Source organism: Micromonospora sp. NPDC004704 (assembly GCF_053601675.1).
The window spans coordinates 77,078-103,181 of sequence record NZ_JBSGCD010000014.1; the positions used below are offsets into that span (position 1 = coordinate 77,078).

General features: G+C 69.7%; 29 protein-coding genes. 12 read left to right on the forward strand and 17 right to left on the reverse strand.

Going from position 1 to position 26,104, the window contains the following annotated elements:
- Positions 1-16: 16 nt before the first annotated feature.
- The 6 genes from ACWEFB_RS20555 to ACWEFB_RS20580 form a co-directional block, all read right to left on the reverse strand.
- On the reverse strand, positions 17-631 hold the full coding sequence (locus tag ACWEFB_RS20555) for a hypothetical protein (protein ID WP_452287538.1): 615 nt from the start codon (positions 629-631) through the stop codon (positions 17-19).
- On the reverse strand, positions 628-2,016 hold the full coding sequence (locus tag ACWEFB_RS20560; RefSeq protein ID WP_452287539.1) for a hypothetical protein: 1,389 nt from the start codon (positions 2,014-2,016) through the stop codon (positions 628-630). Before ACWEFB_RS20560 ends, ACWEFB_RS20555 begins: the two co-directional genes overlap by 4 nt.
- Positions 2,013-2,813, reverse strand: a complete 801-nt coding sequence (locus ACWEFB_RS20565) for an ABC transporter ATP-binding protein (RefSeq protein WP_452287752.1) — start codon at positions 2,811-2,813, stop codon at positions 2,013-2,015. The genes ACWEFB_RS20560 and ACWEFB_RS20565 overlap by 4 nt, the downstream gene beginning before the upstream one ends.
- A 92-nt stretch (positions 2,814-2,905) precedes the next feature.
- Entirely contained in the window at positions 2,906-3,700 is a 795-nt protein-coding gene (locus ACWEFB_RS20570; RefSeq protein ID WP_452287541.1) for a zf-HC2 domain-containing protein, read from the reverse strand.
- A complete protein-coding gene (locus ACWEFB_RS20575; protein WP_452287543.1) occupies positions 3,697-4,248 on the reverse strand; it encodes an RNA polymerase sigma factor in 552 nt (183 codons plus the stop codon). Before ACWEFB_RS20575 ends, ACWEFB_RS20570 begins: the two co-directional genes overlap by 4 nt.
- 78 nt (positions 4,249-4,326) lie before the next feature.
- Positions 4,327-5,016 (reverse strand): TetR/AcrR family transcriptional regulator C-terminal domain-containing protein, encoded by a 690-nt coding sequence (locus ACWEFB_RS20580; RefSeq protein WP_452287545.1) that lies wholly within the window; start codon positions 5,014-5,016, stop codon positions 4,327-4,329.
- A 93-nt stretch (positions 5,017-5,109) separates the two neighbouring features.
- On the opposite strand from ACWEFB_RS20580, the gene ACWEFB_RS20585 reads away from it, so the two are divergent.
- On the forward strand, positions 5,110-5,820 hold the full coding sequence (locus tag ACWEFB_RS20585) for a DUF4386 domain-containing protein (protein ID WP_452287547.1): 711 nt from the start codon (positions 5,110-5,112) through the stop codon (positions 5,818-5,820).
- Here the strand turns inward: ACWEFB_RS20585 and map are convergent.
- On the reverse strand, positions 5,801-6,568 hold the full coding sequence (gene map / locus ACWEFB_RS20590) for a type I methionyl aminopeptidase (protein ID WP_452287549.1): 768 nt from the start codon (positions 6,566-6,568) through the stop codon (positions 5,801-5,803). The genes ACWEFB_RS20585 and map overlap by 20 nt on opposite strands.
- Before the next feature lie 35 nt (positions 6,569-6,603).
- Between map and ACWEFB_RS20595 the strand changes: the two genes are divergently transcribed.
- Positions 6,604-6,876 carry a helix-turn-helix domain-containing protein gene (locus tag ACWEFB_RS20595; RefSeq protein WP_326561548.1) on the forward strand — a complete coding sequence of 91 codons (273 nt, stop codon included), beginning with the start codon at positions 6,604-6,606 and terminating at the stop codon, positions 6,874-6,876.
- A 334-nt stretch (positions 6,877-7,210) separates the two neighbouring features.
- On the opposite strand, the gene ACWEFB_RS20600 is transcribed toward ACWEFB_RS20595, so the two are convergent.
- From ACWEFB_RS20600 to ACWEFB_RS20610, 3 genes are read right to left on the reverse strand one after another with little or no spacing between them, the layout of a single operon-like run.
- A complete protein-coding gene (locus ACWEFB_RS20600; RefSeq protein ID WP_452287551.1) occupies positions 7,211-7,417 on the reverse strand; it encodes a hypothetical protein in 207 nt (68 codons plus the stop codon).
- Positions 7,414-7,962: a hypothetical protein gene (locus tag ACWEFB_RS20605; protein WP_452287553.1), complete on the reverse strand. Its 549-nt coding sequence runs from the start codon at positions 7,960-7,962 to the stop codon at positions 7,414-7,416. Before ACWEFB_RS20605 ends, ACWEFB_RS20600 begins: the two co-directional genes overlap by 4 nt.
- Positions 7,959-8,171, reverse strand: a complete 213-nt coding sequence (locus ACWEFB_RS20610) for a hypothetical protein (RefSeq protein ID WP_452287555.1) — start codon at positions 8,169-8,171, stop codon at positions 7,959-7,961. The genes ACWEFB_RS20605 and ACWEFB_RS20610 overlap by 4 nt, the downstream gene beginning before the upstream one ends.
- Positions 8,172-8,428: 257 nt before the next feature.
- On the opposite strand from ACWEFB_RS20610, the gene ACWEFB_RS20615 reads away from it, so the two are divergent.
- The 3 genes from ACWEFB_RS20615 to ACWEFB_RS20625 are packed head-to-tail and all read left to right on the forward strand — an operon-like array spanning position 8,429 to position 9,638.
- The gene (locus ACWEFB_RS20615) at positions 8,429-9,232 is read left to right on the forward strand and encodes a helix-turn-helix domain-containing protein (protein WP_452287557.1); all 804 of its coding nucleotides are present in this window, start codon (positions 8,429-8,431) and stop codon (positions 9,230-9,232) included.
- Complete coding sequence (locus tag ACWEFB_RS20620; protein ID WP_452287754.1) at positions 9,229-9,411, forward strand: DUF397 domain-containing protein; 183 nt, start codon at positions 9,229-9,231, stop codon at positions 9,409-9,411. The genes ACWEFB_RS20615 and ACWEFB_RS20620 overlap by 4 nt, the downstream gene beginning before the upstream one ends.
- A 35-nt stretch (positions 9,412-9,446) precedes the next feature.
- Positions 9,447-9,638 carry a DUF397 domain-containing protein gene (locus tag ACWEFB_RS20625; RefSeq protein ID WP_452287559.1) on the forward strand — a complete coding sequence of 64 codons (192 nt, stop codon included), beginning with the start codon at positions 9,447-9,449 and terminating at the stop codon, positions 9,636-9,638.
- Positions 9,639-9,814: 176 nt separating this feature from the next.
- On the opposite strand, the gene ACWEFB_RS20630 is transcribed toward ACWEFB_RS20625, so the two are convergent.
- Positions 9,815-10,606 (reverse strand): DUF4184 family protein, encoded by a 792-nt coding sequence (locus ACWEFB_RS20630; RefSeq protein WP_452287561.1) that lies wholly within the window; start codon positions 10,604-10,606, stop codon positions 9,815-9,817.
- Positions 10,607-10,827: 221 nt separating this feature from the next.
- Here ACWEFB_RS20630 and ACWEFB_RS20635 point away from each other — a divergent pair, with 221 nt between their 5' ends.
- Positions 10,828-11,724 (forward strand): NAD-dependent protein deacetylase, encoded by an 897-nt coding sequence (locus ACWEFB_RS20635; protein ID WP_452287563.1) that lies wholly within the window; start codon positions 10,828-10,830, stop codon positions 11,722-11,724.
- A 94-nt stretch (positions 11,725-11,818) separates the two neighbouring features.
- Positions 11,819-12,130 carry a hypothetical protein gene (locus ACWEFB_RS20640; protein WP_326561540.1) on the forward strand — a complete coding sequence of 104 codons (312 nt, stop codon included), beginning with the start codon at positions 11,819-11,821 and terminating at the stop codon, positions 12,128-12,130.
- 97 nt (positions 12,131-12,227) lie between these two features.
- On the opposite strand, the gene ACWEFB_RS20645 is transcribed toward ACWEFB_RS20640, so the two are convergent.
- Positions 12,228-12,947, reverse strand: a complete 720-nt coding sequence (locus ACWEFB_RS20645; RefSeq protein WP_326561539.1) for a PP2C family protein-serine/threonine phosphatase — start codon at positions 12,945-12,947, stop codon at positions 12,228-12,230.
- Positions 12,948-13,010: 63 nt separating this feature from the next.
- Here ACWEFB_RS20645 and ACWEFB_RS20650 point away from each other — a divergent pair, with 63 nt between their 5' ends.
- The 4 genes from ACWEFB_RS20650 (at position 13,011) to ACWEFB_RS20665 (ending at position 18,082) form a co-directional block, all read left to right on the forward strand.
- Complete coding sequence (locus tag ACWEFB_RS20650; RefSeq protein ID WP_452287565.1) at positions 13,011-14,030, forward strand: LuxR C-terminal-related transcriptional regulator; 1,020 nt, start codon at positions 13,011-13,013, stop codon at positions 14,028-14,030.
- A gap of 331 nt (positions 14,031-14,361) precedes the next feature.
- Positions 14,362-16,203, forward strand: coding sequence for an SCO2524 family protein (locus ACWEFB_RS20655; RefSeq protein WP_452287567.1), 1,842 nt, complete (start codon positions 14,362-14,364; stop codon positions 16,201-16,203).
- A 2-nt stretch (positions 16,204-16,205) separates the two neighbouring features.
- Positions 16,206-17,126 (forward strand): SCO2523 family variant P-loop protein, encoded by a 921-nt coding sequence (locus ACWEFB_RS20660; protein ID WP_452287569.1) that lies wholly within the window; start codon positions 16,206-16,208, stop codon positions 17,124-17,126.
- A complete protein-coding gene (locus ACWEFB_RS20665; RefSeq protein ID WP_326561535.1) occupies positions 17,123-18,082 on the forward strand; it encodes an SCO2522 family protein in 960 nt (319 codons plus the stop codon). The genes ACWEFB_RS20660 and ACWEFB_RS20665 overlap by 4 nt, the downstream gene beginning before the upstream one ends.
- A 38-nt stretch (positions 18,083-18,120) precedes the next feature.
- Here the strand turns inward: ACWEFB_RS20665 and ACWEFB_RS20670 are convergent, their stop codons facing one another.
- Positions 18,121-22,473, reverse strand: coding sequence for a HEAT repeat domain-containing protein (locus tag ACWEFB_RS20670; protein ID WP_452287572.1), 4,353 nt, complete (start codon positions 22,471-22,473; stop codon positions 18,121-18,123).
- A gap of 128 nt (positions 22,474-22,601) precedes the next feature.
- Positions 22,602-23,573 carry an FAD-dependent oxidoreductase gene (locus tag ACWEFB_RS20675; protein WP_452287574.1) on the reverse strand — a complete coding sequence of 324 codons (972 nt, stop codon included), beginning with the start codon at positions 23,571-23,573 and terminating at the stop codon, positions 22,602-22,604.
- 282 nt (positions 23,574-23,855) lie between these two features.
- Between ACWEFB_RS20675 and ACWEFB_RS20680 the strand changes: the two genes are divergently transcribed.
- Entirely contained in the window at positions 23,856-24,788 is a 933-nt protein-coding gene (locus ACWEFB_RS20680) for an SCO2521 family protein (protein WP_326561533.1), read from the forward strand.
- A gap of 30 nt (positions 24,789-24,818) precedes the next feature.
- Here ACWEFB_RS20680 and ACWEFB_RS20685 read toward each other — a convergent pair whose 3' ends face one another.
- The 3 genes from ACWEFB_RS20685 to mscL all read right to left on the reverse strand — a co-directional run bounded on the left by ACWEFB_RS20685 (position 24,819) and on the right by mscL (position 26,011).
- Positions 24,819-25,196, reverse strand: coding sequence for a hypothetical protein (locus tag ACWEFB_RS20685; RefSeq protein WP_452287576.1), 378 nt, complete (start codon positions 25,194-25,196; stop codon positions 24,819-24,821).
- Positions 25,197-25,217: 21 nt separating this feature from the next.
- Entirely contained in the window at positions 25,218-25,472 is a 255-nt protein-coding gene (locus tag ACWEFB_RS20690; protein ID WP_326561531.1) for a hypothetical protein, read from the reverse strand.
- Between the two features lie 65 nt (positions 25,473-25,537).
- On the reverse strand, positions 25,538-26,011 hold the full coding sequence (gene mscL / locus ACWEFB_RS20695; protein ID WP_452287578.1) for a large conductance mechanosensitive channel protein MscL: 474 nt from the start codon (positions 26,009-26,011) through the stop codon (positions 25,538-25,540).
- Positions 26,012-26,104: the final 93 nt, after the last annotated feature.

A 26,104-nucleotide genomic window follows, 5' to 3' on the forward strand; every position in this document is an offset into this window, starting at 1 on the left:
GGCCGGTGGGGGAGCGTCACTGGTCGGGGGCTGTTTCGGAGGCGGGTCGCAGGGGGCACCCGCGCAGCGCGTACGCGAGCAGACCGGTCACCGCCAGGACGATCGCGCAGACGGTGGCGGCGGTGGTGCCGGTGGGTTGGATCAGCCAGCTCGCAAGCTGCATCTTCAGTTCCCGGCTGGGTCCCATGAACGGCATGACCGCGACGAGGGTCCAGGTGAGCGGGGCGATCCACGCCAGGGCGGCACCGAACAGGGCGGCGCCGAGGGCGGTGAGTCCGAGCAGACCCGCCGTGTTGCGCAGCACGAGAGCGAGCGGCTCGAAGCTCGCCTCGGTGACCGTGGTGAGGAGCAACAGGGCGGTGATCACGGCGGCGCCGAGCAGCAGGTGCCCGGCCCGGCGTACCGGCCAGTTGACCGACGCGGTGCGGTCGAGGGCATCGTCGGCACCGCTGAGGGTGGTGCCGAGCGCGATCACCGCGAGCACGATGGTGACGCTGGCCGTACGGGCGTTGATGGTCGGGGAGTCGGTGTAGACCAGTGACAGCGCCCACACCAGCGCGATCGTCGATGTCGCGGTGGTCAGTGCGAGGGGGACCCGCCGGGAGCGCAGGTGCAGTTGCAGCCACCTCATGATTTCTCCTCCGGCAGGATCGCCAGGAGGCCGTCCGCCCGGCAGTCCATCGCGGCGTCGCGTGCCGCCGCCATCCGACGCTGCTGCTCGGCCTCCGGCAGGCCCACCAACGCCTCGTACGCGGTCTTCGCCTGCTCTGTTTCCGCTGGTTCCCAGCCCGGCGGCGGGGTTGGTGGTTGACCACTGAGCCAGGCGGCGGCGACCACCTGGGCGAGGTACGCCTCGTCGAGGTCCGACCCTTCGCCGCATTCCTGCTCCCACGGAGCCAGCAGCAGCGACGGCAGGAAATCGGCGGAAAGCTCGGCACGACCGGTGCGGCCGATGGTCGGGGTGTCGAAGACGATCGTGTCGGCCTGGTGCCGGGGCAGGGACGAGTCCGGGACGAGCTGCGCCCAGTACGCGACCTGTTGGCTCTGCACCGCCCGGGTGGGGGCGTTGGGCAGCTTCGCCGCCACCATGTTCAACGCCTGCCGGGCCGGGCCGACGACATCCGGCAGGATTCCGGCGTGCACCCGTGTCACGCAGACCTGCGGGCCTCCTGTGTCACAGACCAGCTCGGCGGCGACTGGGTCGACGGCGGCTGCCGCACGGGTCCCGCCAGCCGGCAGGAGCGGCACGGCCACCGCCGCGCCGAGCACCGCCGGGAGTACGGCCAGCGCGGTGGCACGCCGGCCGACCGCGCTCAGCAGCAGCAGTCCGGTGGTCGCGAGGGCCACCAGCCACAGCGTCTGGAGCAGGCTGATCCGCGTCACGATCGTCTGAAGGTCGTCCACGCCGCCGCTGAAGACCGGTACGAGCAGCACCGCCGAGGGCTCGGGCCGGAATCTGGCAATCTCAGCGTTGAGGTCGGGCGTCATCACCAGCTCCGGAGCCAACCCCACCAGGGCGAACCCGACCACGGCAAGGACGGGCGCGGTGATCACCCGGGGCACCGCCCGGCCGGCGGCCATCCCGAGCCAACCGGCGGCGACCAGGGACAGGGCGCCGACCGAGGTGACGACGATCGCGTTGGTCGGGAAGTATTCCGATGTCGGCACCACCCATCCGGCCGCGATGAGGAACACCAGGACGTACGCGGTCACCACCGCGATCGCGAGCGCGCCGGCGGTCGGGACGACACGGTGCCACCGGGGCCTGACGGTGCTGGCGAACAACTCGTCGACCCGGTGACGTGTCTCGCGCCGACCCAGCCACGCTCCACCGGCGAGCGCCAACGGCAGGAGCACCATCAGCATGGACCGGGTGTTGACCGCCAGTTGCATCCACCGCCCGGCGAAGAACTGGGTCGACGACAACAGCATCGCCGTGCCGACGACCAGCATCAACAGGGCGATGCCCCCGGCCGCCGAGCGGCGCAGTTCGACGCGCAGGAAGCGTCCTGTCATGCCGACACCTGCCCACGATGAGCCCTCAGCAACGCCGAGTACCCGCGTTCGGTGGCGCTGTCACCGGCGTCGCCGGGGCCTCCCTGCTGGGCCAGTTGTCCGGCGGTGCCCTGCCACACCAACCGACCCTCGTTGACCAGCACCACGTCGGTGCAGGCCACCGCGACGTCTTCGACCAGGTGGGTGGAGACGAGCACGCAACTGTCCATACCGATTTCGCGCAGCAGTTCGCGGAAGTCGAGGCGCTGTTCCGGGTCCAGGCCGACCGTCGGCTCGTCGAGCAGCAGCACCTCCGGGTCGTTGACGATCGCCTGGGCGATGCCGGCGCGGCGCAGCATGCCCCCGGAGAGGGTCTTCATCCGGGAGTCGGCGCGGTCGGCCAGGCCCACCCGTTCGATGGCCCGTTGCACCGCGCCGGGGACGACCGTCCTGGGCATCTCCTTGAGCCAGGCCATGTACTCGACGAACTCCCGGACGGTGAAGCGCGGGTAGAAGCCGAACTGCTGCGGGAGGTAGCCCAGGCTGCGGCGTACCTTGGGCAGGTCCGCGTTGCCGGTGACGTCCTCGCCGAGCAGGGTCAGCCGCCCACCGGCGGGTTTCAGCACCGTGGCCAGGGCTCGCATCAGCGTCGTCTTGCCCGCGCCGTTGGGTCCGAGCAATCCGTGCACACCGGTGCCCAGCGCCAGGTCGAGCCCGTTGACCGCCAGGTGCCGGCCGGCTCGGACCTGCAGTTTCTCGGCGTGCACGACCCACGCGTAGGTGGTCGGTGCGGTCTCCGCCACGCTGACCGTACGCATCATGATCTCTCCATTCGTCATGCCTGGTACGTCCTCGCGGACGTCGGAGTGCTCCCGTCGGACAGGATGCAGGGGTGTTCGGTCGAGCGGGATCAGGTCCGGTCGACGCCGAGACGGCGGTATTCGCCCGCCCGGAGGAGCACCACGGCCGCCATCGCCACGGTGATCACCGTCCATCCGGGCCAACTGCCGTCCGCCAGGATGGCCGGAAGCTGCCGGCTGGCCAGGCTCGGCGCCACCACCGCCACGGACCAGGTGACCGCCAGTACGAGCGCGGCCCGGTCCACCCCGACCAACCCGCCCAGCGCCAGGGTTCCGGCGGTGAAGCCCAGCGACGGCAGCAGCCACAGCGCCGGGGAGTGTCCTGTTCCCCAACCCGCCACCGCGAGCACCGGAACGACCGCCACCAGGACCGCCAACGTACGGCGCAACAGCAGCCACAACCCCGTACGGGGCGTGGTGGCCATCAGCTCCCAGGCCGGATCGAGGCGCCTGCTCCAGGCCGCCGCCACGGGCAGCAGTGGCACCATCGGGGCGATCAGCAGCACCAGCGAGGGCATGCTGACGAAGGTCCGCTCGAACAGGACGGCGACCAGCATCAGCGTGGCCGCCGTGAGCAGCCAGGGCAGGACCCGTCCGGTGACCCCCGTACGCCGCAGCCGGCGGTGACGCGTCGGAGCCGGGCCGGTGGCGATTCCGGTGGCGATTCCGGCGGCTACCCGGTCCAACAGGTCCCGGGTGGTCGGGTCGACGGCGTCGGCCAGCAGGGCCCGGCAGACGGCGCACGACTCCAGGTGGGCCTCCACCGCCCAGGTGGTGGCGTCGTCGAGACCGGTGTCACCCTCGGCGTACCGGGAGATCAGTGCCGGTGTGGGGTGAGTGGTCATGACAGTGCCTCCCGCATTGCGATCCGGGCCCGCCGGGCGCGGGTCTTCACGGTTCCTTCCGGCATGCCGAGCAGCAGTGAGGTCTCGCGGGTGGTCAGCCCGTCGAGGACCATCGCGCGCAGGACCTGACGCAGTTCCGCCGGCAACGCCAGCAGGGCCCGCTCCATATCGGCGCCGATCTCGCCGGCCAGTGCCTCCTCCTCGGCCGCCGGAGCCACCGTCTCGAAGGTCTGCACCGCCGGCACCCGATCGCGCCGGGCCCGGTGCCGGAACGCGTCCACCAGCCGGTGGGCGGCGATCGTCCACAACCAGCCGATCGCACTGCCTCCGGCCACCGCGTGCGCCTGACTTCCGGCGGAGCGCCACACCGCGAGGTACGTCTCCTGGAGGACCTCGGCCACCACGTCCTCGTCGGCGCACCGCCGCCGCAACCGCGCGGTCAACCACGGCGCCGTACGCCGGTACAACTCGTCGAAGGCGCGCCGATCGCTCCGGGCGACGCGACGCAGCAACTCACCCTCGTCGAGTCCGTCCAAGCTTCGTTTCACACCAGGCAAGACGAACCGCTCCTGCTCCACGGTTCTCCTCCCGACGTGACCCCGGTCACATTTCCGGTCCGAAACGCGTCAGCCGCGGTCGCGTTCGAGTCCGTCGAGGAGCAGGTCGAGGGTGTACTCGAACTCGACCTGGCTGTCGCACCAACCCAGCGTGGGGTCGGAGACGTCGTGCAGTTCGGCCGCGACCATCGCGGTCAGGTGGGGCAGCGCCCCGGCCATGGTGGCCAGGTCCGCCTCCGCGACGTCGACGTCCGTGTTCCCGCCCGCCGATGCGGGACGGAAGATCTCCTGGGCGAACCCGAGGGCCAGGCTGCCGAACGCGTGGATCGCACGGTGGGCGATCCGGTACGAGAATCCGCCGTCGACCAGGGTGGCCACGATCGCGTCGTAGTACGGGTACACCGCTGTGGGGATGGTGGGGCGGGAGCTGAGCAGGGCGGGCGCCCAGGGGTGACGGAGCATGACCTCGCGCGCCGAGAGGAACCGCTGGCGCAGGCGCGTACGCCAATCCTGGTCGGACCCTGTCTCTGCCGTGCGGGCGACCTCGGCCTCGATCTGGGTGATGACGGCCTCGGCGAGGCCGTCGAGCAGGCCCTCCTTGCCGGGGAGGTGGTGGTAGAGCGACATGGCCTCGACGCCGAGGTCGGTGGCGAGGCGACGCATGGTCAGCGCCGGGATCCCCTCCTGGTCGGCGATGACGATCGCCACCGCGAGGGCGCGCTCGCGGCTCAGCGGCTCCCGAGGTCCCTTCGCTGCCATCGATCCTCTTCCCTGTCGTGGCCTTACATTGTATGGTTGCCTTACGTTGTAAGGCTCTCAGGCGTCGTAAGGCTCTCACTCGAAGGAGCCACCATGCACCCGCTGGTCCGTACCGCCCGCGCGACCGGGCTGTTCTATCTCGGCCTCGCCGTCGCCGGGGCACTCGGCTTCCTGACCATCCGTCAGCAACTCTTCGTGGCCGACGACCCGAGCGCGACCCTGGCCAACCTGGTCGAGCACGAGTTCCTGGCACGCGCCGGGATCGCCCTCGAACTGCTCGTCGTGCTCACCCAGACGCTCACCGCGGTCTGGTTCTACCGGCTGTTCCGTACGGTCGATTCCGTCGCCGCCGCCAGCATCGCCGCCTTCGGCCTGGTCAACGCCGTCGCGGTCCTCGGCAGCGCGGCTCTGCTCGCGACCGCGACCGAGGTGGCCGTCGCACCCTTCGGCGACCCGGCGACCACCGCCCAACTCATGTACGTCATCAGCGGTCACCTGTGGACGGTGAGCGGACTCTTCTTCGGACTGTGGCTCATCCCGATGGGAATGTGCGTGCACCGCTCGGGATTCATGCCCCGCGCCCTGGGGTGGATCCTGATCGTGGGCGGCGTCGGGTACGTACTCGGGGCGTTTGTCGGATACCTCGCCCCCGACGCGGGCGTGGTCGCCGACGCCCTCGTGATCCCGGCGACCGTGGGCGAGTTCTGGATGATCGGTTACCTGCTCGTCCGTGGCGTACACCCGGTGGCGCTGGCCGAACCGCCGCGCGAGGCGGCGGTGCCGGTCAGGGTGCGGTCAGAATGACCGGGCCGTCGGCGGTGACGGCGATGGTGTGTTCGAAGTGGGCCGCCCGGCTGCCGTCGACGGTGGCGATGGTCCAACCGTCCGCCAGGGTCCGGCACCGGTTCCCGCCGCCTTCGAGCAGCATCGGCTCGATCGCGATCACCAGCCCCTCCGACAGCGGCATGCCCTGGCCCGCCGGGCCGGTGTTCGGGACCGAGGGCGCCTCGTGCATGGCCTTGCCGACGCCGTGGCCGCCGAGTCCGTCCGGCAGTCCGTACCCGGTTTCACGGGCGACGCTCTCGACGGCGTGGGAGATGTCGCCGATCCGGGCGCCGACCCTGGCGGCGGCGATGCCGGCGGCGAGGGCCCGGTCGGTGGCGTCGGAGAGCCGCCGGGCGGCCTCGTCGATCTGCCCGATGCCGACGGTGATCGCCGCGTCGCCGTGGTAGCCGTCGATGTACGCCCCGCAGTCAATGGAGAGCAGGTCCCCCTCGGCCAGCACCCGGCGGCCGGGGATGCCGTGCACGATGTCGTCGTTGACCGACAGGCACAGCACGCCCGGGTAGGGGATCGGTGCCCAGGCGGGGTGGTAGTTCAGGAACGACGGCTTGGCGCCGCCGCTGGCGATGAGCCCGGCGGCGAGTTCGTCGAGATCGATCAGGCGTACGCCGACCCGGGCTGCGGCGGCGACCGCGGCCAGGGTGTTGGCGACGACCCGACCGGCTTCCCGCATCGTCGCGATCTCGGCTTCTGATTTGAGCACAACCATGCTGGTATTTTAATACTAGGATTACTATCCAGGCCATGGTTCGTACACCGCTGACCGAGGACGAACGGGAACGGGGACTCGCGCTGGGCCGGATCCTGCAACGGGCCCGGGGCACCCGCAGCGCCGCCCAGGTGGCGCTGCGCGCAGGCATCTCCCTGGACACCCTGCGCAAGATCGAACGGGGGGCGATCGCCACTCCCGCTTTCTTCACCGTCGCCGCGCTCGCGGAGGTTCTCGACCTCGACCTCAACGACCTGGCCGACGCCCTCGCCGCGCCCGTACGCCTGCCGGACCGGCTGGCCTCGTAGCCAAGCTGTGCCGACGCGTCATCCCCCGCACGGCTTCTGCGGGCGGGGGTGACGCTGGCCGGGGCCGGGTCAGATCATGAAACCAGCGCAGCCTTTTCCGTCCAGTGTTGTCTGCATGAGGAAAGGGTGCTCGATCAGCGGTCGCGGGTCCGATGGAAATAGGACCTCGTGTTCGGCAGCGGTCGGCCGGACGTCGCTCGTCGCGCGTCACTCGCTCTGGGAAAACTAATGCCTTCGACTCATACATCGTCTTTGATGTACGCACATCAAAGACGATGTACAACATTGACGCGTCATACGGCCCGACCGGGGCGGCGCGGTGCCGCTGGCTCCTTCACACAAGGTGGACGCGGTCGAGCGAACCGTCCGGCTGGACGAGCGTGAAATGTCCGTCGGGGGCCAGGTCGAGCATCAGCGCGGCCAGTCGCAGGGCCCGGTTCAACGCATCGGTACGCGTATCCCGCTGGACAACCGCAAGTCTGGTCAACGCCGCCTCGGCTGCCGGTGTCAGGTTGACGGTGACCTTCGTCAGCTCGCTCACGGGTTCCGGCGTACCTGCACCCAGCCGAGGAACCGTTCGTAGAGGGCGCGCGGTTCCGGTGCGGTGTCCGGGTTGAGCGTGTGCAGGTCGGTCAACGCCTGCTGGAACTGGATGGCGAGGTAACAGCAGAGACTGATCTCCAGCCCCCGGTACCCCTCGGTCAGCCCGAGCCTCGCCTCGGCACACGGCCACGGCATCGCGTCGACACGACAGAACCACATCGGACGCAGCGGGATGTGCAGTCCCCGGTCTGATGCGAACGTGCCAGTGGGTTCCTGAGCCAGCGCCGCCACCGGTGGTCGTTCCGCCAGGGCGCGGCGGTGCACCACCAAGGCGAGGTCCCGACCGTCGAGGTCGCCGGGGAGCAGTTCGACGGCGAGCAGGCTCAGCCAGTCGCCCTGCCAGCCGGTGGTGCCGGGTGGGACGTGCTTTACGCGTACCCGAAGGTTTGCCAGCCTGGCGGTCGACGGATCGGGACTGATGAGGTAGTTGCCCGCGGCCAGGTCCAGAATTTCGCCCACCCGCAGCCGAAATGGTCCACTCACCGCGACCGCACCACCCGGTATCCGGTCAACTGCCCCAAGGTCATGATCCTCGGCCGGTATTCGGCCGTCGGCGCACTGTGCCACGCCGGGCTGTGGCGATCTGCTGCCCCCATAGGGGCACTGAAACGCCACAGTTCGGTCGATTCCTCTTTGATCTTCGCGGGGTTGGATCGGCGGGTGGTCCACCAATCGCGAATGGTTCTGAACATCGCGCACCTCCTGCTCGTTATTGGAGGCGGACCACCCCGGAGGTGGGGAAGGCCGGGGTGGTCCGCGCGGTTCCGCCCGTCCTTTCGCAGGGGCGATCGGGTGGCCGGATTCGAGCGGTCCCGCATAGGTGACAGTCTGAATAGGACTGCACTACTGTCGATAGGCTCACGGGCTGTTCGCGCTGGTTAAACGGCGATACGCGTAGTCGTGCGTGGGTTGAGTAGTTGCCGAGAGAATCCGAGTGGAGGTTGAGTAGATGAGCGCTTTGATTGATCTACTGGTCGAGGAACTGATCGCGGCACGTACGTCCCGAGGGATGACTCAGGAGGAGTGGGCGCGCCAGATCAAGTTCTCGCCAACCCATGTCAGCTCCGTGGAGACCCAGCACCGACCACCAACCACTGACTACGTCGCGGCCATCGACAAGGCATTCCAGACCGGTGGCGTCTACACCCGGCTCCTGGCGAAGTTCGCAAGTATCGAGGCCGAGCCGGTCTGGCATCGGGATTGGCTCGTGCACGAACAGAGGGCAACGCTCCTGCGCTGGTTCGAGCCGCTCTACCTACCCGGCATGTTGCAGACGGAGGCGTACGCACGCCAGGTGCTGCGGGACGCGCGGATCAGCTCCGAGACGGCTGAGCAGTTGCTTGCATCCCGACTGGAACGGCAGGAGGCTCTCAAGCGTGACCGTCCGACGCGGTTCGTCTTCGTGATCGACGAGACGATCCTCTACCGGCCGATAGTGCATGGTCGACCCGAGATGATGGTGGAGCAGCTTGAGCATCTGCTGACCTGTGCCGAGCAAGCGAACATAGACATTCATCTGGTCCCTCGGGAGGCCGGCGTTTACCCTGGGTTGCAGGGTGCCTTCATCATGGCGACCTATCAAGATGGAACGGTGGTCTCACAGGTCGACCATCAGGTTCGCGCGCAGGTGCTCACCGGTGCCGACGACATCGTCACTCTCCAGGGGCTCTGGGAGGCGATCAGGAGTGATTCCCTCCCCAGGGCGCAATCCATCGAGCTGATCAAGAAGGCGGTGAAGGCATGGACGACATGACGGGTGCGAAATGGCGTAAGTCCAGCCGCTCGGGCGTCAACGGCGGGTCGTGCGTGGAGGTGGCCGACAATCTTCCTGGGCGCGTCCTGGTGCGGGACACGAAGGACCGCGATGGCGGCACGCTGGCGTTCGCGCCTCAAGCGTGGCGCGCGTTCGTCGGCCTGGCGAAGCAGCAGTGACGCCGTTGCCGAAGTGACCGAGAAGGGGCAGGGGTATGTGCGACACGACCGGTGCGCAATGGCGCAAATCGTCCCGATCCACTGACAACGGTGGCGCGTGTGTAGAGGTGGCCGACAACCTTCCTGGGCGCGTACTGGTGCGGGACACCAAGGATCGTGACGGCGGCACACTGGCCTTCGCTCCACAGGCGTGGCGCGCGTTCGTCGGCCTGGCAAAGCAGCACTAACCGGCCCATTCCACGCCGTGCACCCACCGTGCCCGACCCACCTCGGCGTCGATCTAGGGCAAATACGTGTTTGTTGATCTCCAAACACCACCATTTGCCCTAGATCGCGGGCCGGAGGGAGAGCGCGGGGTTGACATCACGCCTCCGCCCCTGTTCGGTGCGGAGGCGTCGCTCGTCTACTGCCGAGGGGGCAGGGGGTTGGTGACTGCCTGCTTGCGGTAGTAGAACCAGGCGAGGGCGCAGCCCAGGGCGGCGATCAAGCCGGCCCCGCCGCCCCTGGTCAACCCCAGGAACACGGTGACGTACGGGCCGGAGCCGTTCAGGTAGGCGGGGCGGGCGGCGAGCAGGCCGCCGGCAACCGTGGCGAACCCGATCAGGGCCCACACCGCGTGTGCGACCAGGGGAGGCATCGCCACCGGAGCGTCGGTGCCGGGCCGTCGCGTACTCGTGAACATCCAGTGGGTGAACCAGGCGACCAGGGCGGCACCGCCGACGACGGTGCTGGCGTACTGCACCCAGCGGTAGCCGGGGATCCCGGCGTGGATTCCATTCAGCCAGGCGATGTGTGCCGGCCCCCAGGCGGGGACGTGGGTGAACGAGTCCCAGACGACGTGGGTCACGGCACCGACCGCAAGTGAGGCGCCGAGCAGCCCCAGCCGGCGCCAGCTTCGCAGGTGGTGAAGGAGACCGCGCGGCAGCTTGGGGTCGATGCGTTCCCGTACCGCCGCCGGGGCCATCGCGATCGCGAACGGCGCCAGCACCGCCTGCCACACCCCGAAAGCCAACCCACCCAGGAGTACGTCCACGGTCAGCGCCCCGGTCAGGGTGTGGGTGGTGCTCCCGGAGAACCGCAGCGGGACGAAGTACGGCAGGTCCGGTGTCATGCTCCCGATCACCAGCGCCGACGGCACCAGCCCGGTACGCAGGAACGGCAGTACGGCGGCGGGGTGGCTACCGGTGAACGGCATGGTTCCTCCGATCCGCGCGGTGGTACGTGGCCGGTCTGCTCCAGCTAACCGCCACGGACCCCGGTGCGATGCGCGGGAATGCTCCCGTCAGCCATTCGTGAAACGGGCGAAAGCACTCAATCGTACGGAATTGCCGTCGCCTGCACCGTACCGTCTGAGTCCTGGCCCACGTTGTTCGCCGCGCCTGGCCGATCGGCCTCCGGGTGCGGCAGCATGGACGGGTGCATGAGGGTACGGCCGAGAAGTGCGCCGAGCTGGCCGGGTCGCTGGCCGGCGGCGATGTCGTGGTGCTCAGCGGCGCGGGACTCTCCACCGACTCGGGGATCCCGGACTACCGGGGCCCGAGCGGAGCCCTGGTACGCACCAGCCCGATGACCTACCAGACCTTCACCGGTGACCCGGTCGCCCGGCAGCGCTACTGGGCGCGCAGCTTCCTCGGCTGGCGGCGGATGGCCCGGACCCGCCCCAACGCTGGGCACCGCGCGGTCGCCCAGTTGCAGCAGCGGGGGCTGGTGACCGGCGTGGTTACCCAGAACGTGGACGGGTTGCACCAGGCGGGCGGCGCCGACCGGGTGGTGGAGCTGCACGGGAGCCTGGCCAAGGTGATCTGCCTGGGCTGCGGTGACCTGACCTCCCGGGCCGAGCTGGACCGGCGCCTCGGCCTGGCGAATCCACTATTCGACGCGGAGGCGACGGCGGTCAACCCGGACGGTGACGTGGACCTGTCGGACCAGGCCGTCGACCGGTTCCGGATGGTCGCCTGTACGGCGTGTGACGGCGACACGCTCAAGCCGGACGTGGTCTTCTTCGGCGAGACGGTGCCCCCGGACCGGGTCCGGCAGTGCTTCGACCTGGTGGAGAGCGCCAGGATGCTGCTGGTGCTCGGGTCGTCGTTGGCGGTGATGTCCGGCCGCCGGTTTGTCATCCGGGCGGCGAAACTCGGCATCCCGGTGGTGATCGTCAACCAGGGTCCGACCCGTGGGGACACCTACTCGGCGCTGACCATCGACGCCCCGCTCGGTGTGGTGCTGCCGGAACTCGTCCGGCTCTGCCCCGACCCGCTCTCCGTACGCCTTCCCGTCGAGCCCGGTACGGCGGCTCGCGCCGTAATCCTCTAGAGGCGTACGGGTACGCGAGTTTTGTCGTCCCTGCTCGTGCTCAGGCTGCGGGCGGGCATGCTGCAAAGGGAACGGCCCCCGAAGGAGGCGCAGCGTGCCGGACTACGACGATGACTGGACCGACGATCAACGCGGGCTGTACGACGAGTGCTACTCCATCGGGCACGCCTGGGCGACCGACCAGGACACCTCGGCGGACGACCTCCAGCAGGTGCTGAACCTGGCCGAGGCGGACGAGGACGATCTCGGTGACGTCGAACTCGACTATCCCCCGCTGGTCGACGCGGTGGCCGAGACCACCGGGGAAACCGTCACCAGCGTCACCGCCGACCGCGAGGACCCCGCCTTCCGCGGCTTCGTGGACGGCGCCCGCGACGGCGCCGCCGAAGACGTCTTCGGCCTCTGACGACTTTTCCTGATCACGTTCCCTGATCACGAAGAGTTCGGCCGGTCATAGCGAGCCGAACTCTTCGTGCTCAAGGAGCCGAGGCGAGGTGGTGAGGTCAGGCCGGGATGAGGTCGGCGATGATGACGGTGACGTTGTCGGGGGCGCCGCCCTGGTGAGCCAGTTTGACCATCTGCTCGGCGCACTGCTGCGGCTCGGTGTGCTGGGCCAGCGCCTCGCCGATGGCGTCGTCGTCGACCACGTCGGAGAGGCCGTCGCTGCAGAGCAGCAGCCGGTCGCCGGCCACCACCGGTACGACCACGGTCGCCGGTACGAGTTCACCGCCCTGCACCGCCTGGGTGATGATCGACCGCTGCGGGTGTCGGTGGGCCTCCTCCGGGGTCAGCGCGCCCCGGTCCACCAGCTCCTGGACGAAGGTGTCGTCCCTGGTCAACTGGTAGAAGTTGGGGTCGCGCGCGAGGTAGCAGCGGGAGTCGCCGACGTGCAGCAGGGCCAGTCGGTCGCCGGTCAACAGGACGGCGGTGACCGTGGTGCCCAGGCCGGTCCGGCTCGGGTCGGTCCGGCCGACCTCCGCGATCTGCCGGTTGGCCGCCGCGAGCGCCCCGGTGAGCGCCGTCGTGGGGTCACCGTCGATCGGGGTACGGTCCAGCGGCAGCAGGTTCCGGATCACGATCTCGCTGGCGACCTCGCCCGCAGGCTGCCCGCCGACACCGTCGGCCACCACGAGCAGGCGCTCGCCCGCGTGGGCGGCGTCCTCGTTGTTCGTGCGGACCAGGCCGGGGTCGCTGACGATCGCGGTACGCAGGCGCAGGTTCATGCCGTGCAGCATGCCAAGCGGAGCACCGGATCGTCTCTACGCAGTGTTGCGTAGGGTTGATCCATGATGCCGGTCGCCATGGTCGGGCGCGTCGGTGAGCTGACCGAGCTTGCCCGCGCCTGGTCCAGCCTGGCCGGCTCGGATCCGCCGGCCCGCCGTACGGTCGTGATCACCGGGGCGGCCGGGGTGGGCAAGAGCCTGCTCGTCGCCGCCGCGCTGGACGGGTTCGACCCGCGACCGTGCAACGTGCTCTTCGGCACCGCCCGGGTGCACGATCCGGCGCCGTACGACTGGTTGGCGGCGGTGCTCAGCGGGCGGGACACGACCGGTCTTCCGCTGCCCGCCGACGCGCTGGCCTGGCTGGCCCAGCACCCCAACGCACCCCGCGAGCGGTACGCCCCCGGCACGCTGCTCCGGCTCGCCGTGGCGACCGTACGGGCGCTGGTCGGGGCGGGACCGGCGGTGATCGTGGTCGAGGACCTGCACGCGCTCGACCCGGCGAGCCTGAACCTGATCGGCGAGCTGGCCGCCGCGCCGGAGTTGCCGGTCCTGCTGGTGGTCGCCAGCCGGCCACCGGAGGCGGCGCTGGCGCCCGAGCTTGCCGCGCGTACGCTCGCCCGCCTCACCGGCGCGCCCGGTGCCGTACGCCAGCACCTCGGCGCGTTGACCGCCGACCAGGTGGCGGCGGTGCTGGCCCAGGTGTACCCGGACGGGCCGGTGGACCGGCAACTGGTCGAGACGGTACGGGAGCGGACCGGCGGGAACCCGTACCGGCTCACCGAGCTGATCGCCACCCGGGGCGGGCACGGGCCGGACGGACTGGTGGGGGAGCCGTCGCCGGAGCACCTGAGGGTGCCGCCCGAGCCAATCGGTGCGGAGCTGACCGCGCGGGAGGTCGAGGTGCTCGGGTGCCTGGCCGCCGGGATGTCGAACAAGCAGGTGGCGAGATCATTGGGCATCTCGGTCCGGACGGTGACCGTGCACGTGTCCAACCTGCTGCGCAAGACCGGCTCGGCGTCGCGTACGGAAGCGGCCCTCTGGGCGGTACGCCGGCAATTGACCGGACCGAGCCAGTCGGTCTGATTTCCGACTCGGAGCGGGCTCAACGGGTCCCACCAGCACCACTGTGGCTAATTGATCAATTGTCCCAGCGGCTGGTCGGCGATTTCTCCACCCTTGACGCGTACGACATCATTGGCAGATAGGACTGGGCCCGCGAGAAGGGGGTGGTCGCCATGACTCGTGGCGCCACTGTAGAAAGATCATTTAATCCCTGGGCTGGCCAGCTCTTTTGCTTGATTCACTGACCTGGTTCCACGCGCATTGGCGCCGAACCATGATCGATAATCACATGCTTTCCGGGTCTCCGGCGTACCTGGATCCATGACAATTGGCGGATGGTGGTGCACGAGAGATGAGGATTCAGCCTCGTCAGCAGCTCCTGGAGATCTGGTCGGCCGTCGTACGGTCGTCCTGGCGGGACGGCCGATGGGTATGGGGCGGCGAGAACGGCTCCAATTCGATCAGTGACGCCGAGCAACTGCTCTGCCTGCTCCTGCCGGCGACCCAGGTGGACGCGTTCAACATCGACCGTCCGGACGAGACCGCCGATGAAATGATCAAAGTCCTGCGCCCGCTCGGTACGGCGACCCAGATACCCCTGGTCCTGGTGCAGATCCTGAGCGAATACTTCCGCCGCTACACCCACGAGTCCGGAACGCCCATTTTTTCGGGTGGCAGCTATTTCGGCATTGACGACCCCGCTCAGCCGGCCACCCCGCAGCAGCGTGACCTGGACATCGTGGACTCGTTCGCGATGTCGGTCACCCTGTCGCTGGCGACGATCGGTTTCGTCCGGGTGTTCCGGGGCGCCGTCCGCCGCGAGGAAATCCTCCAGGAAATCGCCGAGTTGGAGGCGATGGCCAGCGCCCGGCTCAGTGCGGCCATGGTCGGACTGCTGCGCAGCTTCGCGGTCAACGTCTTCGACGTGGACTCCAACGAGGGCCGGGCGCTGATCCGTACGGTCAACCAGTCCGGGCTGCCGCAACGCCAGATCGTCTCCCAGTTGCGCCGGGCCCTGCGCCAGACCATGGCGACCTTCCGTGAGGTCCTGATCGGATCCGGCCAGGTCGCCGACCTGGAGAGCGCGAACCGACTGTTCGAGTGCGGCTGGTCCTGGGGGATCGTCAACGACGCCCCGCTCGTCGAGACCGACGAGCCGGTCGGCGAACAACCCAAGGGCGTGGCACACGAGCTGCCCTGGCTCTACTTCACCGTCATCGCGGTGGACGCCATCGAGGACCTGTTCTCCGAACGTACCCGCATCCTCGGGCTGCTCAACGACGAGCAGCAGCGGCTGTCCCGAGCGCTGCAACTGCGGTGGGAACTGACCAGGACCTACTGGGCCACGGTCGCCACCTTCGGCGACGGGCAACGGTGGCCGCTGGAGGACATCCCGTGGCGTACCACCGACGAGGACTCCTCCGACTACTACACGCTGCTGGTCACCTCGCTGGCGGTCAAGGGCCTGATGCTGGAACGCGGCTCCGACGCCGAGTTGTCCCGGGTCGGGCTGGCCCTGAGCGAGCTGGCCAACCGGGCCCGGATCACCCGCCGCCCGTTCGACGCCGACCCGGCGCTGACCCTGCACTCACCCGGCGTACGGCTGACCCTCATCGGCAGTGAGCAGCTCGGCGGCCCACGGCTGCGCTGGATGGTCAGCGAGTTCTCCGCCCTGCTGCTGCAACGGACCTCGTTCATCGCCGGCCTGCTCAGCGACGCCGAGCAGCGCGCCGCGCTGCTCGACCTCGCCGACCGGGTCTGGGACCACCTGGCCGAGCGGCGGCTCGACGGCGGTGCCGGCCGCAGCCTGTGGGACCAGCCGGCGAAGGTCTTCCGCCAGATCAAACAGAACCAGGACGGGACCTCCTGGTACTACACCGAGCGGGTGGTGCAGGGGCTGGTCACCACCGCCAACATGCTGAACCGACCGCCACTGCGCAGCGACCGGTTGGCGGACTACGCCCTGGACCTGCTCAGCGAGGCCGAGCACCTGTACGACATGGAGCTGCTCAGCGGCGCCGCCGAGGGCGGCCCGAAGATGCAGCAGACCCTGCACCTGATCCGGGTCAACCTGCGCCGGGCCCGGGAGATCGTGCAGGACCGGCCCGGCTCGGCGGCAGCCCTGGCCACCGAGGTGCTGCGTTCACTCGACGAACTGGACGCCGCCCGCCGTGACGTCTCGGAGGCGGGCTGACCATGCTGATCTTCGCTACTTCCGACAAGGGCGGCACCGGCCGCTCCGTGACCAGCAGCAACGTGCTCTACCGGAGTGCGTTGCAGGGCATCGACGTCTGCTATCTCGACTTCGACTTCGGCTCGCCCACGGCCGGGGCCATCTTCAACATCGACTCCGCGGTGCACGGCACCACCACCCAGACCGGGCTGCACGTCTACCTCAACGGCGAGTGCGCCGAGCCGAACCGGATCGACGTGTGGTCCGAGTCCGACCGGGCCAGCCTGCGCAACCGGCCGCCCGGCGCGGGGCGGCTGATGCTCCTGCCCGGTGACGTCGGCGGGGGCGAGTTCCCGAGCAGCGAGGAACGGGTCCGGCAGTGCGTACGACTCTTCCTCCGGCTCGAGGAGGAGTTCGAACTGAGCCTGATCGACCTGAGCGCCGGCCGCTCGTACGCCACCGACATCGTGCTCGCCGCCACCGCCTCCCCCGAACTGCGGGCGGTCAAGGCCCGCTGGCTGGTGTTCCACCGCTGGACCCGGCAGCACGTGCTCGCCGCCTCCAGCCTCGTGTACGGCGCCAAGGGCATCCTCGACACCGGCGTACGACGCGGCCACAAACACGACGACCTGATAAACGCGCTGCGCTTCGTGCGTACCGCCGTGGTCGACCCCGACTCACCCGAGCTGGAGGGACTCCAGCCGCCACAGGTGGCCTGGTTGCGTGAGTGCAACCAGGACCTGTTGGAGCTGGCCAGCAACAACCGGGTGGGTCGGACCATGATGATCGGCTCGGTGCCGCTGGACCCGGTCCTGCAATGGCGCGAGCAGCTCATCTCCGACAACGACGTGTACGCCCGGCGGATCGCCAACCTGGAGACGGTCGAAGCGTTCTCCTCCCTGGCCAAACGGATAGTCGACGACGCGGCCTGGGAGACCCTGTGACAAAAACGGATGTGAGCTTCGAGGAGACCGCGGCCCGGCGCACCATCGAGTCGGTCCCCCTGTCCCATCTCTCGATCGAACTCGGCCACCTCTACATCGAGGAGTTCGCCGGCGGGGTCCAGCAACTCCGTCGACATTTCTCGCGGGTCGCGCCCTGGGTGGCGGCGGCCAGGCAGGCGGCGATCGACCGGGTCCCGAAGGGTCGGGCCCGGATCAGCACCTGCTTCCTCATCGACGACTACTTCACCCGGTTCAGTACGCCCGGCGAGGTGGTCCGGCAACTCCAGGAAGCAACCGAGGGCACCGGCCTGGTCATCGACTACTTCGCCCGCGAGTCCGGGTGCGCCCAGGCCGACGACATCCCGCTCGCCAAACTCGTACTCGACCAGCTCGTCTCCGATCCGGTCCCGGAAACCAACGGCGAACGTCCACCGCTCACCGAGACCGGTTGGCTCTGCAACGGCAAACGCTCCCCGGCCACCGGCCCGGCCCAGGCGATGAGCGACTACACCTGGCAGCCGCCGGTGCAGAACGCGGCGAACCGGCACTCCATCTTCATGGACGTCGAGCTGTGGGACTACGAGGAGGACGGGCAACTGCGCTGGTCCTGTCCCTTCCTCGCCGGGGTGTGGCAGCTCATGCGACTGGGCCTGCTGCGGCACGAGGGCGAAGGGGTGACCAACCCGTACCAGGTCGAGGAGTGGCCGGACGACTGGGACGACCTGCCGGCCGTGGTCAAGCTGAACCCGAGGGCGGCGCCGTTCAGCGCGTACCGCACCTTCTCCGTCCTCGGGTCGCGTTTCCTGCCGATCGAGCACGCGGTCCGGACGATCCTCAGTCAGGTGTCGATCGGCCCCGCGGTGCTCGACCAGATCCACACCCGCAGCCGGCACGAACACGTCGACGTCCCCAAGGACCTGGTCGAACGGATCGAGTACACCTTCATCTCGGACTGACCGGCAACCGTCGGGCACCGGGCGCCCCGTCGACGGGCTCATCGCGGCACGTCCGGTAACTGGTCCGGGTCCGCACCGGGCAGCCAGGTCAGCGCCTGACCGGCGAACCGGCGGAACCCGTGGTCGTCGTCCTCGCGGGCCAGCCGGGTGAGCAGCGTACGGGTCTGCGGGTCGGCGCCGAACCTGGTGCCGAGCAGCCGGACCGCGGTCACCCGTACCGACCAGTCGTGGTCGTGCAGCCGCTCGACGAACAGCGCCCGGACCTCCGGGTGGTCGGCGAGGCGTTCACCCAGGACCCGGAGCACCTCCCGGCGTACCTGCACGTCGTCGTCCTTGCGGGCCTTGTCGATCAGCACCTCGCGGACGCCCCGGTCGGCCCCGAACTCCTCGCCGAGGATCCGCACCGCGACACAGCGGACCGGGACGTCGTCGCTGTCGACCCGGGCCAGCAACGCCTTGCACTGTGCCACCTCGGGACCGAACTGGCCGACCAGCGCGGTCGCCGCCGCCCGGAGCAGTTCCGCGTCCGGGTCGAGTCGTACCCGGTCGAGCAGGATCTCGGAGACCTCCGGCCGGGTCCCGAACCGGTCGACCAGCATCCGGGTCGCGGCGAGCCGGAGCCGGGCGTTGCTGTCCACCCCGACCCGCCGGGCGAGCAGTTCCCAGGCCGGTTCGTCCTGCTCGGCCAGCCCGGCGATCACCGCCGCGGCGTGCGCGAAGACGCCACCGTCCGAGTCGTGCCGGGCCCGATCCACGAGTACGGCGTGCACCTCGGCGTCCGTACCCGCCTCCCGGGCCAGGGCGCGTACGGCGGCGAGCCGGACCTCCGCCCCGCTGTCCTCACGGGCCCGCTCGATGATCAGCTCCCGCAGGTCGCGTTCGGTCACCCACTCGGCCAGTGCCCGTACCGAGGCGAGCCGTACCGCCGCGCTGGTGTCGGCGCGGGCCAGCCCGGCGAGCACGTCCCGTACGTCGGGGTCCATTCCGACCCTGTCCACCAGCGCCCCGACGGCCAGCAACCGGATCCTGGGCGCCAGGTCGGTACGGGCCAGTTCGGTGAGCGCGTCGACCGCCTCCGGTGCCGTGCCGACCTGGTCCGCCAGCGCCCGTACGGCAACCAGCCGGACGTCGGTGTCCCGGTCGGCCCGCGCCACCGTGATCAGCAGTTCGCAGAGCGGCACCTCGCGGGCGAAGCACTCGATCAGCAGCCGCAGGGCGGCCCGGCGGACCACCTCGTCGGTGTCCTCCAGGGCGCGGGACACCAGCAGCTTGCGCAGCTCCTCGTCCGGACCGAACCGCTCCACCAGGGACTGCGCCGCCGCCCGGAGGACACCGGCGTCGGTGTCCACCCGGATCCGCTCCACCAGGACCGTCTGGACCACCGGGTCGATCCCGAGCCGCTCGCCGAGAGCCCGGACGACGGCCCGACGCAGGACCGGGTCGACATCGGCACCGGCCCGCCCGATCAGCAGGTCGCGGACCTCACCGGGGGCGTTGAACCGCTCGATCAGGACCTGGGCGGCCATCCGGATCACATCGGCGTCGGTGTCGGTCTCCAGTCGGTCGAGCAGCAGGGACCGCAGTTCGTCCTCACCACCGCAGCGCTCACCGAGGATCTGGAGGGCGGCCCGCCGTACGCCCGCGTTGCTGTCCAGGCCCGCCTGCGCCAGCAGGAGGTTGCGTACCGGTGTCTCGCCCCGGAACCGTTCGCCGAGCGCCTGCACGCAGGCGAGTCGGACCCCGGCGTACCCGTCCATCCTGGCGCGTTCGGCGAGCAGTTCGCGGGCCCGCTGGTCGGTGCCGAAGCACTCTCCGAGGGCCTGTACGGCGGTGAGCCGCGCTCCGCTGTAACCGTCGTCGCGGGCCCGCCTGACCAGCCGGTTGCGGACCCGTTCGGCGGCGGCGCGATGCGGGGGGCTCTCCTCCGTGGCGGTCGCGAGCTGCGCCACCTCGGCCAGCCCGGCGACCCAGGCGTACGCGGCGGAGCTGTCGTCGAGTCCGCCGAGCACCTCGTCGAACAGGTCGTCGATCCGCTCGGCCGGGGTGGAGAGCATCGCGGCCAGCCGGGCGGCGTACGCCGACACCGGGCTCCAGACCACCCGGACCCCGCGCCGCCGGTACCAGGAGAGGTAGTCCTCCCGGCCCGGCCAGTCGGTGCCGATCGCCTGGGCGGCGGGCAGGATCTCCTCCTCGATCAGCTTCGCGGTCTCCCGGTCGTTGATCGCGACACCGTGTTCCAGGAGCAGGATCACCTTCCGGAGCAGGGCGGCGGCCGGCTTCGCCACCGCCGGTGTGATGGTCCGGACCTCGGCGAGGCACTGCACCGCGAGCGCCAGGTTCCACGGCGGGGTGGGGAACGCGGTCGGCGGCCAGGACCGGTTGACCTCGTTGGTCAGCAGGTCGACCACCTCGGCGGTGCGCTCCTCCGGCAGCGCACCGGCGAGCAGCCGGAGCACCTCCCGCCAGGACGGACTCACCCAGTGCCGGCGGAACAGGTCCTTCACCTCGCCGATGGTCAGCACCCGGTCGTGCGCGAACCTGGTCAGCACCGCGTCCGCGCAGAAGAACTCCAGGAAGGTGCGGTGCACGAAGCCGTACAGGTGCGGGCCGTACCGGCTGAGGATGAAGTTCCGCTCCCGGAACTGGTTGATCATCGACAGGGCGATCGCCCGAGCGGCGGCCGGATCCCGGTGGTAGCGCTCGACCAGGTAGTCCTCGAAGACCTGGCTCAACTCCTCGGCGGCGATGTAGTTCGCGGCCAGACCACGGTCGGCCGACTGCATCCGGTACGCGAGCCGGCGCAGCAGCTCCTTCTTGTCCTCGGTGCCGATGAAGTCCGGGTCCTGGTGCTGGTCGCGCAGGTGCCGGTTCACGTCCCAGTGCTCGACCAGCACGGTCGCCGCGTGGTCGTAGAGCTTCCACCGCTCGCGGGGGAGCGCCTGGTGCCTGCCGATGATCGCGAGGATGGTCAGCAGCAGCGGGTTCCCGGCCAGTTCCCGGATCGCGTGCGAGTGCCGCATCGCGTCGAGCAGTCGGGCCCGGCGGACCAGGGCGTCCTGCGGTCGGTCGTGGATCGCCAACCGGTACCAGTGGCCGAGGAACTCCGCGGTCTGGTCGGCGTCCAGGTCCTGGAGGGTGAAGTGGGTGAAACCGACGTCGGTGAGGATCCGCCGGGAGTACGCCACCACCCGCGAGGTGACGATCACCCGTACCTGGGGGAAGTCGGCGGCGAAGTTGGCGATCTGGCTGGCCACCTCCTCCCGGCGGCGGCGGTCGAAGACCTCGTCGAGCCCGTCGAAGACGGCCACCGTACGGCCGAGGGTCAGGTGGCGCAGCAGCGCCGTCCGGTCGATCCCCAGCCCGTCGGTGTGCGCGCGGTGGTCGAGGTAGTCCACGAAGCTCTGGCAGCGGTTCTCGGCGGCGAGGGTCACGTACGAGCGCAGCTCGACCAGGAGCGGCAGATGGTCGGTCAGGGCGGCGAGCCGGTCGTCGGGGTGCCCGCCGGCCAGGGCGAGAACGAGGTAACGGGCTGCGGTGGACTTGCCCGAGCCGGGGTCTCCGAGCAGCACCACCGCCCGCTGCTCCGGTGAGGCGAGTACGTCGAACAGCCGCTGCAACGGCTTCGCCCGGTACGACTCCTGGAGGTGCACCAGATCCGTCGGGTTCACCTCGGCGGGGACGTCTTCGCTGCTCAGATGCCCGTTCGTCGGCACCCGCTGGCGCCACTCGCGGGGCATCTCGGCCGGCGGCGGATCCGCCCGTACGGACTGCTCGACAAAAACCGAGGCCAACCCGATCTGGAGGTAGTCCTCGCTCTCGGTCGGCGTCAACGCGTCCAGGTCCAGTACGCCGTAGTGCTGGCGCAGCCGGGCGAAGTAACGCTGGACCGTGTCCTGGCCGAGGGCGTTCAACCCGTGCCCGGACCACCCGGTCTCGGCCAGCCGTACGGCGACCGCGGCGGTGACCCGCGCGGCCAGGTCACCCGGCTCGGTGAAGATGCTGCACATGTGCCGGTCGGCGAGCTCGGCCCGCAGCGCCTCGATCTGTTCGGCCTCCGGCCCCCGGTCGACGAACCGGCGCGGCCAGGGTGCCTCCTCGTCCAGGAGAAAGATCAGACAGGGCTTTCCGTTGTTGAGCGCCTCGCGGTATTCCAATTCGGTGATCGACCGGCCGTAACCCGGCGGCACGAAACCGTAACGCCAGGCGAAGATGCCCACGTAGACATCACATTCGCGGACATCCGCCAGACACTTTTCCAGCGGCCGTCGATCTTCCGCGACATAGGATTCCATCGCCATGTCCTCGACCCGGAGCCGGCGCAGCGCGAGCTGCACTGAGGCGCGGCACTCCTGTAGATCTCGGAAAGTGGCTGACACGTAGACCTTGGTCACGGCGGCTCCTATGCGGCGTGAGCGGCACGTGAGGTCACCGTATCAATGGGGGGCAAGAATATTTGTCCCCTCGTCCGGCCCCCGACAGCAGTATCGCCGGCCTGCGAAGACATCGGCGCCAATGATTTTCAGGACGGGGTTGCCGTACGTGTTTCGATCATGTTCAGCACTTCGAGGGCACAGCCCCAGGAAAGGCTGATTCCGCTGCCACCGTGCCCGTAATTGTGGATCATTATGCCGCCGTCGAGATCCAGTTGTTCCAACCTGACCTGAGGGCGTACCGGCCGGAATCCGACCCGGTGATCGAGGATCCGGGCCCGGCCCAGGGCGGGTTCGACAGCCGCGCACCGCCGTACGATCGCCGCCGCCGTCTCGGCCTGCGGTGCGGCGTCCGAGTGTCCGACCTCCATCGTTCCGCCGAGCACGACATGGTCGCCGTGCGGGAGGAAGTAGGTCAGCTCGGTGGTCTCGGTGTCGCTCTCGGCGAAGAACCAGTGCACGCCGGGGTTGTCGACCACGACCAGTTGGCCGCGGGTGGGCTGCACCTCGTTGTCCGGCACCAGTTCCCGCGCACCGGCGCCGGTGCAGTTGACCACCACCGGCGCCTCGGCCGCGACCTCGGCCAACGAGCCGACGGTGGCCCGCTCGATCCGACCACCGGCTCGGCCCAGCCGGTTCACCAGGTACTCCAGGTAGCGCGGCATGTCGACCACGGGCGCGGTGTAGCGCCAGCCGGCGACAAAACCGGCGGGCAACTCGGCCGGCGGGCAGACCTCGAAGTCGTCGATCCCGGTCAGCCACGGGTGCGGCGGGCACGGCACCCGGGTCGCCTCCAGACCGGTGACCAGACGCACCCCGGTCCCGGCCGCTCGGGCCAACGGCTTGAGCAGGGACAGCGTCTGTTGACCCCAGTACGCTGCCCGCTCGTGCGCGGCGATCACCCGCCCCCAGATCGCACCCGCGGCGAACGACGTGGTGTCCGCCGGCCGGTCCCGGGTACGGACCAGCACCGAACGCCCGCTCTCGGCCAGACACACCGCCGTGGTCAGCCCGGTCACCCCGGCACCGACGACGAGTACGTCTATGTTCGCAGGAGCCACCAGTTGAGCCTATGGCGGGAAATGCGATCCGACGCTGGCCCTGGAAGTTCGGTGAAAAGGCGCATCAGGGACTTCCCTCGGAAACCGCTCGTCATAACCCGATGTCCCGTCGGTTCGACGGTATTTGCGACGGCCGTGCACGTGAGGACCGGGAATTATCATTCGCGCTCATGCGTGTCCGGTACGTTGCGCGTCGGTCCGATGATGGGATGAAACCGGTCGATCGGCTCTGACCGCGGCGTGACCGTGGCCGGTGGCGACGCGTGACGTTGCGGAGGTGCCATGCTGACCGTGGGCGAGGTCCACACCGGGTTGTTGCAGAACTCGACCGCACTGCCGCTGGACCGGACCGCCGGCCTGCTCGACCTGCTGGTGGGCGAGCGGGTCCGCCGGTCGGAACGGCCGATCGCGTACGCCGTCTCCCCGGACCAGCTCAGCGGGGTCGACTGCCGGCTGCCGACCGCTTCGGGCAGCCGGAGCCGGGGCGTCGGCACGGTCGTCTCCCACGCGGCGGTCACCGGCGGGCACGTGCTCCAGGGGTCGACCCACACCCGGATCGACCGCGCCGCCGCCAACCGTCGGCTCGTCTGGTCGCACTACCTCTCCCGGCCGGGGCAGGTGGAGACGATCGGCAAGGTCGACGTACGGGACATCACCCGTGGGTTCCTCGGTTCGGCGTACCAGGCCGCGGCGCTGAACCTCGGTGCGGTCAGCGCCCGGACGATGGACACCGTCCAGGCCTCGGCGACGCTGGACCACCGGCCCCCGTTCCGGGCCCAGCGCACCTGCCTGCGCTGGGCGGTGGTTCCGGTCGAGGATCCCGAGGCCGAGCTCCAGGGCACCTTCCGGGTCGAGTCGGACACCCTGCGTACGCTGGAACTGACCGCGGCCCGGCAGGACATGCAGGCGATCGTCGAGCTCTGCGAGGACCTGGCCCTGCACGACTGGCTGCTCACCACGCTGGTGTCGCTGATGGAGTCGAGCCTCACCGGGCCGGGCACCCGGGCGCAGAAGCTGGACCGGCTCCGACCGGCGATCGACTGCCTGCTGCACCTGTGGATGCCCGCCGCCCGGCTGGACGAGTCCGTGCTGTCGGTCTGGCAGTCGCTGGAGCGGCGGCCGGGGTTCAGCCGGCAGTGGCAGTCGTCGGTGACCCGGATCCGGGACCAGGTCAGTCTCGGCACCATCGCGATGCTCGAAACCCCGTACCGCTGACCGGTTCCGACCCGCTCGGCGGGGCCAGGGTCAGCGGGATTCGGGGAGGAGCCGGTCGCGGTCCACGGTCAGCTCCACCACGTCCTGGTTCACCTTGGCGATCTGGTCGGCCTCGATGTAGAGGTCGTGGGCGAGGAACCCTCGGCTGTCCACCTTCAGATAGCCCGTACGCATCAGCCGGGCCGCCAGGTCCGGCGGTACGTCGGGCTCGTCCCCGCTCGCGGTGTGCGGCACCCCGTCACCGAGTACGCCGTCACCGCTCGGCGGATCCTGGGCGGCCACCGCGTTCGGGTCGCCGAGCTGGACCGCGATGACGGTGCCCACCTCTTCGCCGCCCGGGTCGATCACCCGCATGCCGCTGGTCACCTGGGCGATGGGTTCGGGGCTGTTCGGGACATCGGTGTGCATGTCTGGGCGATTCCCGCCCGGTCAGCCGGTTAAACCACCGCTGCCGAGTCCGGGCGGTCGGGCCGAGAGTTCCCGCCAGTTGTCCGGTCCGACCAGCAGGCCGCGCACCGCCTCGTACGCCTCGTCCTCGCTGTCGAACTCGTAGAACCGGGAGATCCCCTCGGCGCCGCCGGCCCGTTGCTCCAGGTGCCACTGGTCCGCGTCGGTCCGCAGGTAGACATCGCGCCTCGCGAGGTGCCCCCACTTGCCGTTCCACCAGTGTTTCCGCTGTTCCATGATCGCACCCTATCGAACACGTGTTCGATAGGGTGCGGGGAGGGGGAAAGTCGGGTGCCGGCGGCTCAGCGACCGGCCGAGGGGTACTCCCGACCGGCTGGCGGGTAGTCCCGGCCGGTCAGGTTGTCGAACGACTCCCGGTGCTGCGCCGGCACCCGACCGCCGGCCACCAGGGCGTCACGGATCTCGGTCAGCAGCTTGATCTCCTCGCTCGGGGCGGCCGGCGGCGGCTCCTCGCCACGCCGACGCCGCTCGGCCAGCTTGTTGAGCGGCAGCACGATCAGGAAATAGAGCACCGCGGCGGTGATCAGGAAGGTGATTATCGCGTTGACGAACGCCGCCCAGTCGAACTCGACGTCGCCCACCGGCCATGTCCCGGCGGTCACCCCCGTGTCGCCGCCCATCAACTGGATCAGCGGCTTGAGGAACGAGTTGGTGAGCTGGGTGACCAGGGTGGTGAAGGCCGTGCCGATGACGACGCCGACCGCGAGGTCGACGACGTTGCCGCGCATGATGAAGTCTTTGAAACCCTTGAGCATTCGCGTCTCCGAAAGGTTGGCGGTGTCGACCGACAACCTATGCCCCGTCGAGGGTGCGGAGAAAAGTGCCGCCTGGCCCGCTGTGCGGCGGAC